General features: G+C 59.5%; 6 protein-coding genes. 1 reads left to right on the forward strand and 5 read right to left on the reverse strand.

Annotated features, from left to right (window positions below; translation table 11 throughout):
- Positions 1–64 precede the first annotated feature (64 nt).
- Both tadA and ACW9HW_RS26800 read right to left on the reverse strand, forming a co-directional pair.
- Entirely contained in the window at positions 65–562 is a 498-nt protein-coding gene (tadA, locus tag ACW9HW_RS26795) for a tRNA adenosine(34) deaminase TadA (RefSeq protein WP_457402312.1), read from the reverse strand.
- On the reverse strand, positions 562–1,938 hold the full coding sequence (locus ACW9HW_RS26800; RefSeq protein WP_095194064.1) for a multicopper oxidase family protein: 1,377 nt from the start codon (positions 1,936–1,938) through the stop codon (positions 562–564). The genes tadA and ACW9HW_RS26800 overlap by 1 nt, the downstream gene beginning before the upstream one ends.
- Before the next feature lie 197 nt (positions 1,939–2,135).
- Here ACW9HW_RS26800 and ACW9HW_RS26805 point away from each other — a divergent pair, with 197 nt between their 5' ends.
- Complete coding sequence (locus ACW9HW_RS26805) at positions 2,136–5,228, forward strand: membrane-targeted effector domain-containing toxin (protein ID WP_457402315.1); 3,093 nt, start codon at positions 2,136–2,138, stop codon at positions 5,226–5,228.
- A gap of 82 nt (positions 5,229–5,310) precedes the next feature.
- Here the strand turns inward: ACW9HW_RS26805 and guaA are convergent, their stop codons facing one another.
- From guaA to ACW9HW_RS26820, 3 genes are all read right to left on the reverse strand, one after another.
- Positions 5,311–6,888 (reverse strand): glutamine-hydrolyzing GMP synthase, encoded by a 1,578-nt coding sequence (gene guaA, locus ACW9HW_RS26810; RefSeq protein ID WP_207262238.1) that lies wholly within the window; start codon positions 6,886–6,888, stop codon positions 5,311–5,313.
- A 98-nt stretch (positions 6,889–6,986) separates the two neighbouring features.
- Entirely contained in the window at positions 6,987–8,456 is a 1,470-nt protein-coding gene (gene guaB, locus ACW9HW_RS26815) for an IMP dehydrogenase (RefSeq protein WP_095193736.1), read from the reverse strand.
- 207 nt (positions 8,457–8,663) lie between these two features.
- Complete coding sequence (locus ACW9HW_RS26820) at positions 8,664–9,212, reverse strand: sugar ABC transporter ATPase (RefSeq protein ID WP_095193737.1); 549 nt, start codon at positions 9,210–9,212, stop codon at positions 8,664–8,666.
- Between the last annotated feature and the right edge of the window lie 98 nt (positions 9,213–9,310).

Raw genomic sequence — 9,310 nt, forward strand, 5'->3', positions numbered from 1 at the left:
AACATCTCTGTTGAATGGTCAACCGCATTCGCGAGCAGGCTCGCTCCCACAGGGGGATCGGTGTTTATTCTGTTGGTTTTGCTCGCCGGGCCTTGAAGAACTCGCTCAAAACTGCACCACACTCCTGCGCCAACACCCCGCCCTCATACAACACCCGGTGATTCAAAAAACCCTGGGTGAAAAACTGCCCCTGGCTTTGCACAATCCCCGCCTTCGGTTCCAGCGCGCCATACACCACCCGCGCAATTCGCGAGTGCACGATCAACCCGGCGCACATGCTGCAAGGCTCCAGCGTCACGTACAGCGTGCTGCCCGTCAGACGGTAGTTGCTCACGGCCTGGGCGGCGGCGCGGATCGCGACCATCTCGGCGTGGGCGCTGGGGTCGTTGCCGCTGATTGGGCAATTGAAGCCGCGACCGATGATTTCACCGTCCTGCACCAGCACCGCACCCACCGGCACTTCGCCAAGGGCGGCACCTTGCGCGGCCAGGGCCAGGGCTTCGCGCATGAAATCACGGTCACGGCTGCGGTCGATGATTGCGGCGGGTCGAATCTGACGCATCAGGCCACCTCGATCGCGGCCATCAGGCCGGTTTCCATATGGTCGATCACATGGCAGTGGAACATCCACACACCAGGGTTATCGGCCACCAGCGCCACTTGCGCGCGTTCGTTCTTGCCCAACAGGTACGTGTCGGTGAAGTACGGAATGACCTTGTGCCGGTTCGAGGCGATGACCTTGAAACTCATGCCGTGCAGGTGAATCGGGTGCTGATACTGAGTCATGTTTTTCAATTCAAAAATGTAGCTCTTGCCCTTCTCAAGCTTGGCAATCGGGCGGTCGGCGCAGGTCTTGTCGGTGATGTCCCAGGCCTGGCCGTTGATCTGCCACAAGCTTGGCGGCCTGCCATTGTCAACGTTGACCGACACCGAGCCCACCCACTCGAAATTGAAGTTGAGTTTCTCGGCATTGGCCAGGTCCGGCTCGGCCACCGGGTTGGCAGGCAGTGCGGGGGGCCACTCGGTTGGCGCGTCGGTATTGGCCACCGAACGTAAAGTGCCCAGGCGTACCGGGCCGTTGCGCAGGGACAGTTCTTCGCCGGCCGGCGGTGCCTTGATAGCCAGGCAAATGCGCATGCCAGGGCCCAGCCAGTATTCCTTGCCCAGTGGCCGAGGCTCGATGGGATTGCCATCCAGCGCGTAGATCTGCGCTTCGACACCCGGAATGTTCAGGCGATAGGTCAGGGTGTTATCGAGATTGAGCAGACGCACGCGTGTGATCTGCCCGGCCGGCAAGTCGATGACCGCTTGCGGCACGCCGTTGATGGTCGACAGGCGCCCCGCCGTGCCGCCACGGGCCGCTTCACGAGGAATGCTGAAATCGACGAAAGCCCCCTGCTCATCGACATGCCAATTCTTCAGGCTCAAGGTTTTTTCGTACTTGAATCCGGTCGGCTCGCGTTCTTCGACAATCAGCGGGCCGACCAGCCCGCGGCCGAGTTCTTCACTGCTGCTGACGTGGGGGTGATACCAGTAGCTGCCGGCATCCGGCACGCGGAACTTGTAGTCGAAATATTCACCGGGCAGCACCGGCAACTGCGACACGTAAGGCACGCCGTCCATTTCCAGCGGCAGGCGAATGCCGTGCCAGTGGATGGTGGTCGCCACCGGCAGGTGGTTGATGAACCGTACCCGCAACCATTCACCCTGGCGCACCCGCAACTCGGTCCCCGGTGCCGACGGGCCGAACGCCCAGGCCGGGGTCTTGTGCCCGGCCACCAGTTCGACGTCCAACGGCGCGGCAATCAGCTCATAGTCGTGGCCCGCTTCGGCATCGGCCCGCTTGCCCAGCCAGTAACGCGCCGCGCCTCCCGCTCCGAAGCCAACGACAACAAGACCGGCCAGGCCACCGAGGATTTGGCGACGGGTAAAGGACATGAACTCAACTACCTCACGTTTCAGCGACAGGCCAGGGGCCTGGAAAAGGCGAATACGATACACCTGCGGTTGCGAAACAGTAAGGGCGGCGCGGCGGATGGACGCAGGCTGGAGCGACGTGGTGCGGTACATATGTAACGCACTGACCTCGGGCAAGCGGGCCATCCTCGTCGTCTCTCACTCAAGGAACAGAGCGAATGACCCCGACACAGACCCGCCCACTGCCCAACGCAGCCGACAAGGCTGCCCTCAAAAACATCGCCGCGCAGGTGATCAAGGCTTGTCCGAGCCTGCAGGACACCGCACATGAGGTCGCCGCGCAATTACTTGAAAAATACGGAGTCGCCGGCCTCGACCCCGATAAAGTCTATTTTCACCGCTTCAAGACCGCTCAGAACCTGGGGCCGTCGTTCACCGGTTGGCAGCACTATGACGATAAACCCTACGAATCCCTGACCCTGACGCAGCTGGTCATTCACCGCTTTCGCGCGACCGATCAGGACAATTCCGATCTTCTGGACTTGTACGGGGGCTTCTATACCGCAGGACCGGACGAAAGAAACTTCGATGCAACCAATGAAGTGCGCCTGCATGGTAACGAGGTCTTGAAGGACTTCTGGGCCATTAACTTCAGTGACCTTTATCGCAACAAGTTGCAGACGTTCTGGAACGACCATGCCAGTGATTTCCGCACGCTGGCCAAATGCAATTTCCTCGGCAAAGCCGTTGAAGCGCGAGAAAACGGCCATCTGTCTGACGAGGATTTTCAAACCACCCTCAATGCCGTCATCGGCCCGCTGACCTGGCCGGTCAGCCTGGCCATGCTGCAATCCGAGTCGCCCGCAGGCCAGGGGTCGCAGGTGTATCCCCTGGATGTAGACGGCCATGTCGCAACGAACATTCTGCGCATCGTTGACGCCAAGGGCCGTCAAATCCTGTACGTACCGGGTGATAACGAAGCGTTTCATGTGCTGGAAACCACCACCGACATGCACTGGTGGGTCTTGCAAAAAATGAACGAAAAAGCCCCACGCGCACAGTTCCTGGAGCATTTTCCGCTGGCTGACCGACAGCAGATCACCGAGAACATCACCGACCTGATGAATCGGCTGGTCAGCACCTGGGGCCATTCCGACCATCACCTGATCAACCAGAAAAATCAGGCGGTGACGGGGGATGCGTTCGACTGGTTGCGTGACTCGACCCGGACCGCGATGCTCGATGAAGCCGATTTGTCTCTGACGTCCAACGGTGATCTGAGAAAAAAACTGTGGATCGGTTACCTGGGCGCTGGTTTGAAGGTGTTCGGCCCGATGGCCGCCGTCGGCTGGCCAGTGGCATTACCGGTGATCGGCGCCGGCCTGGCCAACATGGGACTGAACATTGATCAGGCGGTAAACGCCAAGACAGCCGCCGAGCGCAAGGAAGGGGTTATCGGGGCGGTCCTCAACGGCATAAATACGCTGTTCAATCTGCCATTTTTGAAAGGTGTCGGCTCAATGGCCGAAGTGGGTGCAGAGGTCGACGCCGCAGAGGCAGCCGAATGGGCTGAATATTTAGAAGATACAGAGGTGTCGGAGGAGCCTGCGCCTCAGGAAATCGAGGGAGTATCGCCTTCCGCAGGGGAAACAATTTCCTTGCCCCATGAATCGGGCCAAGTGTCAGAGATTGCGCAAACCTTTCAATCAAATGAGCTACTGGACGGGCTGACACCGGACTTGGAGCCGGGGAAATACCAAGGGATCTACCGGTTAAACTCCGAACCTCCCTACGCCATTCTGATGAATGACACGGCTTATTACGTGCGCTATTTCCCGGACTCACAGGGCGGCGGTTTCTGGGCGATCATCGACCCGGCGAGGCCCAACCAGCTTGTTCACTCATTGCCGGTGCGCTTGAATGCCGAAGGGGTCTGGGAGCGGATGACCCGGCTGGGACTCCAGGGTGGCGGCCAGTGCCTTGGCAAGGAGTGCACAGTGGAACTGGAACTCGGCGGACCTGACCCGTCCCTCGCCGAGCCAGCGCCACCGGCCCTTGAACCTGGCCCGCCTGTCACCGAACCTCAGCCCTCGACATCGACTGACATCAGCCGGGTTAGAACCCCCTACGATGTTGAAGCAGCGCGTCAATCAGGGTTGAAAAAATGGGCAATGCAATTACCCGAGACGCACATTCAACTTCAAATCGGCCCCAATGGCGATCTGATTGCTACCGATCGATATGCCCTGAACTTCGCCGAGAAAGCCACGGCACTTTTAATCTCCGCCGGACGTTTCTACAACAACCTCCCGTGGGCCAACTTGCCGCCGCGTCCGCAACTTCCGGTCGTCACCGCATCAACGACAATCCCGGAGCTGATTGCAAAGGTATTTGAATCCGCACCCGGACTGGTCATCAGCGAAACGCCGGGGCGCATAACCAGCATGCGATTGATGATCGAAAACATGGCCGCTCTGGCGCGACAAGGGGTCAAGACCCTCTATGTGCGCCGACTGCTCAACGACTTTGCACAGGCCGACCTGAACGCCTACTTCAAGTCCGGCGTCATGTCCAAAGACCTGGAACAGTACCTGACCCGGCTCGGTACCGACCCTTCAGGGCAATTCAATGAACTGGAGCTGGTAAAAACCGCCAGGCAAAACGGTATTCGTGTCCAGGCTACCGAGTGTGCCGCGACATACAGGAAGCCGGTTTCGCAGACACGGATTGAAGAGCAAATCAGTACCAACCACCTGACCAACGACATCATGTTCATGGATCAAACCAACAACGGCTCTGGTCAGTGGGTGGTGTTGACCGGCGTTGAAAACACCAACACATTCAGAGGGTTTGCCGGCATCAGTGAGCTGGAGGGCGGCATCGGTTTGCGAATTGAAGAGGTCAATCCCGGACAAGGCGAAAGTATTGGCGTGGATTCGGGCATTGATATAGCAAGAGGCCCCTTCGTCCCGGGTGAAGCGATAGGCGACATCATCGACACCCAGCAAGCCGATCTGCTGCTTCGGATGGAAGCACCGCCGGTCAGCCGTAACGCACAGCAGCTCGATCGGCTGCTTACTCGCCGAGGCATGTATATTTTCGAACGCTCGGAAAACACTTACAGGCTCATTCATCGCAGTCAGAACGAAATGATGGTGCAAACGCCCGTCCAGACCCTGGCCGACGGGCACTATTACATTGATCGTCCGTCATGGACTTCGGTCAGCGGCGTCCCCTATGCCAGTCTGGAGCAATTATCCAAGGGACTTGAACAGATGGGCATGAGCCTTCAGAGCCGCCTGCCCGGCTGATCTGGTCATGCAGATCCCGCAAAAAAAACCCTGGCCAAGGCCAGGGTTTTCTTATTGCTTCACTGCAACGCAACGAGCAGGATCATTCCCACTCGATCGTCGCCGGCGGCTTGCTCGACACGTCGTAGGTGACGCGGGAGATGCCTTCGATTTCATTGATGATACGGCCGGAAACGGTTTCCAGCAGCTCGTAAGGCAGGTGTGCCCAACGCGCGGTCATGAAGTCGATGGTTTCCACGGCACGCAGCGCCACGACCCAGGCGTAACGACGGCCATCGCCGACCACGCCGACCGATTTCACCGGTTGGAATACCACGAATGCCTGGCTGACCTTGTGGTACCAGTCGGCCTTGCGCAGTTCTTCGATGAAGATGTGGTCGGCGCGACGCAGCAGGTCGGCGTATTCCTTCTTCACTTCACCGAGGATGCGCACGCCCAGGCCCGGACCCGGGAACGGGTGACGGTAGACCATGTCGTACGGCAGGCCCAGTTCCAGGCCCAGACGACGGACTTCGTCCTTGAACAGCTCGCGCAGCGGTTCAACCAGCTTGAGGTTCATTTCCTCAGGCAGGCCGCCCACGTTGTGGTGCGACTTGATCACGTGGGCCTTGCCGCTTTTCGCGCCAGCCGACTCGATCACGTCCGGGTAGATGGTGCCCTGGGCCAGGTACTTGATGTTGTCCAGCTTGCAGGATTCGGCATCGAACACGTCGATGAAAGTACGGCCGATAATCTTGCGCTTCTTCTCCGGGTCGGCTTCGCCGGCCAGATTGTTGAGGAACTGGTCCTCGGCGTTGGCGCGGATCACCTTGACGCCCATGTTCTCGGCGAACATGGCCATCACTTGCTCGCCTTCGTGCAGACGCAGCAGGCCGTTGTCGACGAAGACGCAGGTCAGTTGGTCGCCGATGGCCTTGTGCAACAGCGCGGCAACCACGGAGGAGTCAACGCCGCCGGACAGGCCGAGCAGTACGTTGTCGGTGCCGACCTGGGCACGGACCTGGGCGATGGCGTCTTCGGCAATCTTCGACGGGGTCCACAGCGCTTCACAGCCGCAGATGTCGAGGATGAAGCGCGACAGGATGCGACCGCCCTGCTTGGTGTGGGTCACTTCCGGGTGGAACTGCACGCCGTAGTAAGCGCGCTCGTCGCTGAACATACCGGCGATCGGGCAGCTCGGGGTGCTGGCCAGGATGTGGAAGTCTTCCGGCATGCGGGTAACTTTGTCGCCGTGGCTCATCCACACGTCGAGGCCGAACAGGCCGTCAGCGTCGATGTGATCTTCGATGCCGTCCAGCAGGCGGCTCTTGCCGACCACGTCGACACGGGCGTAACCGAACTCACGCAGTTCGGAGCCTTCAACCTTGCCGCCCAATTGCTCGGCCATGGTCTGCATGCCGTAGCAGATACCGAAGACCGGTACGCCCAGGTCCCAGACCGCTTGTGGCGCACGTGGGCTGTCAGCCACATGCACGGACTCGGGGCCGCCGGCGAGGATGATCCCCTTCGGTGCGAATTCGCGAATCGCTTCGTCATCCATGTCGAACGGGTGCAGTTCGCAGTACACGCCGATTTCACGCACGCGGCGGGCAATCAGTTGGGTGTACTGGGAACCGAAGTCGAGGATCAGGATACGGTGAGCGTGAATATCGAGGGCCATGATTCAGTCTCGTCTAAGTCATTCAGTAACAGTCGTGATTCAGAAACAACTCGGGGCTGAATAAAACAGCCCCGGTCGTTAACTTTTTACTTGAAGGCTCAACCTACGCGGTAGTTTGGCGCTTCCTTGGTGATCTGCACGTCGTGGACGTGGGATTCGGCCATGCCGGCGCCGGTGATCCGCACGAACTCAGGCTTGGTGCGCATTTCTTCGATGTTGGCGCTACCGGTGTAGCCCATGGAAGAACGCAGGCCGCCCATCAGTTGATGGATGATGGCGCTCAGGGTGCCCTTGTACGGAACACGCCCTTCGATGCCTTCCGGAACCAGCTTCTCGGCGCCTGCCGAGGAGTCCTGGAAGTAACGGTCGGAGGAACCTTGAGCCTGGGACATGGCACCCAGCGAACCCATGCCGCGGTAAGCCTTGTACGAACGGCCCTGGAACAATTCGATCTCGCCCGGTGCTTCTTCGGTACCGGCGAACATCGAGCCCATCATCACGCAGGAGGCACCGGCAACGATGGCCTTGGACAGGTCACCGGAGAAACGGATGCCGCCGTCGGCAATCAACGGAACGCCTGTGCCTTCAAGGGCAGCGGCGACGTTGGCGATGGCACTGATTTGCGGAACGCCGACACCGGCGACGATACGGGTGGTGCAGATCGAGCCAGGGCCGATACCGACCTTGACGGCGTCAGCGCCGGCTTCGGCCAGGGCCTTGGCGGCAGCGCCGGTGGCAATGTTGCCGCCGATGACCTGCACTTCAGGGAAATTCTCTTTGACCCAGCGAACGCGGTCGATCACGCCTTTGGAGTGACCGTGGGCGGTGTCGACCACCACCACGTCAACGCCCGCATTGACCAGGGCAGCGACGCGATCACCGGTGTCTTTACCGGTACCGACGGCAGCGCCGACGCGCAGACGACCTTGATCGTCCTTGCTGGCCAGTGGGTAGGCCTTGGCTTTTTCGATGTCGTTGACGGTCATCATGCCTTTGAGGGCGAACTTGTCGTCGACGATCAGCACGCGTTCGATGCGGTGCTTGTGCAGCAACTCGCGAACGTCGTTCTTGTCGGCGCCTTCCTTGACCGTGACCAGGCGCTCTTTAGGCGTCATCACTTCACGGACACTGGCGTCCAGACGGTTTTCGAAACGCACGTCACGGGAGGTGACGATGCCGACCAGGTCGCCATCGTGCAGCACCGGAACGCCGGAAATGTTGTGCAGGCGGGTCAGTTCGAACAGGTCACGAACCGTGGCATCAGCCTCGATGGTGATCGGGTCCTTGACGACACCGGCTTCGAACTTCTTGACCTTGCGGACTTCGGCAGCCTGCTGCTCGATGGTCATGTTCTTGTGGATAATGCCGATACCACCTTCCTGAGCCATGGCGATTGCCAGACGGGCTTCAGTGACGGTGTCCATGGCGGCAGAAACCAGAGGAATGTTCAGCTCGATGCCACGGGTAAGGCGGGTTTTGAGACTGACTTCGTTAGGAAGCACCTCGGAATAACCGGGCACTAGGAGAATGTCGTCGAATGTCAGAGCTTCTTGGCTGATACGCAGCATCGCGGGGGCTCCCGAGCGGGAAAATGGAAGCGCGCCATTATAGTCAGACACCCCCTCGGGTTCAATGTAAAACTCTGTCTATTATCGGCGCAGTGATCGACGGGTGTTTTGAAGAGCATCACTGGCAAGCCAGCTCCCACAGATTCGGTGCGATCCTGTGGAAGCTGGCTTGCCAGCGATAAACGATAACGCGGTCATCCAGCCGTATTACAACTCGACTTTTACCCAGCTCACCGGCTGATCCAGCCAATCGGCAAACTCATCGAGAAATGCCTGCTTGAACCCCGCTTCGGCCCAATTGTTGAAGATGAACCCCAAATTGGAGAAGCCGCACTCCTGCAGGAACAGAAAGCCGTTGATGTCATCTTCATGCCCGCATTCGGGGCAGGTGAAGTTGTCGGTGCGCCCCGGCATCCAGTCTTCCAGGCTTTCAAACAGCGCTTCGCCGATTTCCTTGCGACACTCGGCACAGCCCGCTTCGCCCAAAAAACCCTTGGCCGGCGTATAGATGCAGCGCTTGGTGATGATCTCCAGGCCATTGATCGGCTCGCCGAACGGCAGGGCTTCCGGGTGCAGGACCACATCGCGTGCGCCTTCGCCGATGGCGTGGGCCATGCGATTGCCCGTGCGGCCACAAGTGGTCAGCTCTTCCTTGATGATGTTCTTGCGGACAAGCCAACGCACGATCGCCCGCGCCCGGGGCTCGTGCACCGGCAGCGTGGAGATTTTCGGGACGATGATGCTTTGCGAATTCATGGGGTACAGGCCTGAAGCATTGATGAAAGGTCTTGCGCCCGTCCTTCCGGCGTAATCCCTGTGGGAGCGAGCCTGCTCGCGAAAGCGGAGTTCGTATC

This window comes from Pseudomonas sp. SDO5532_S415 (assembly GCF_054071155.1).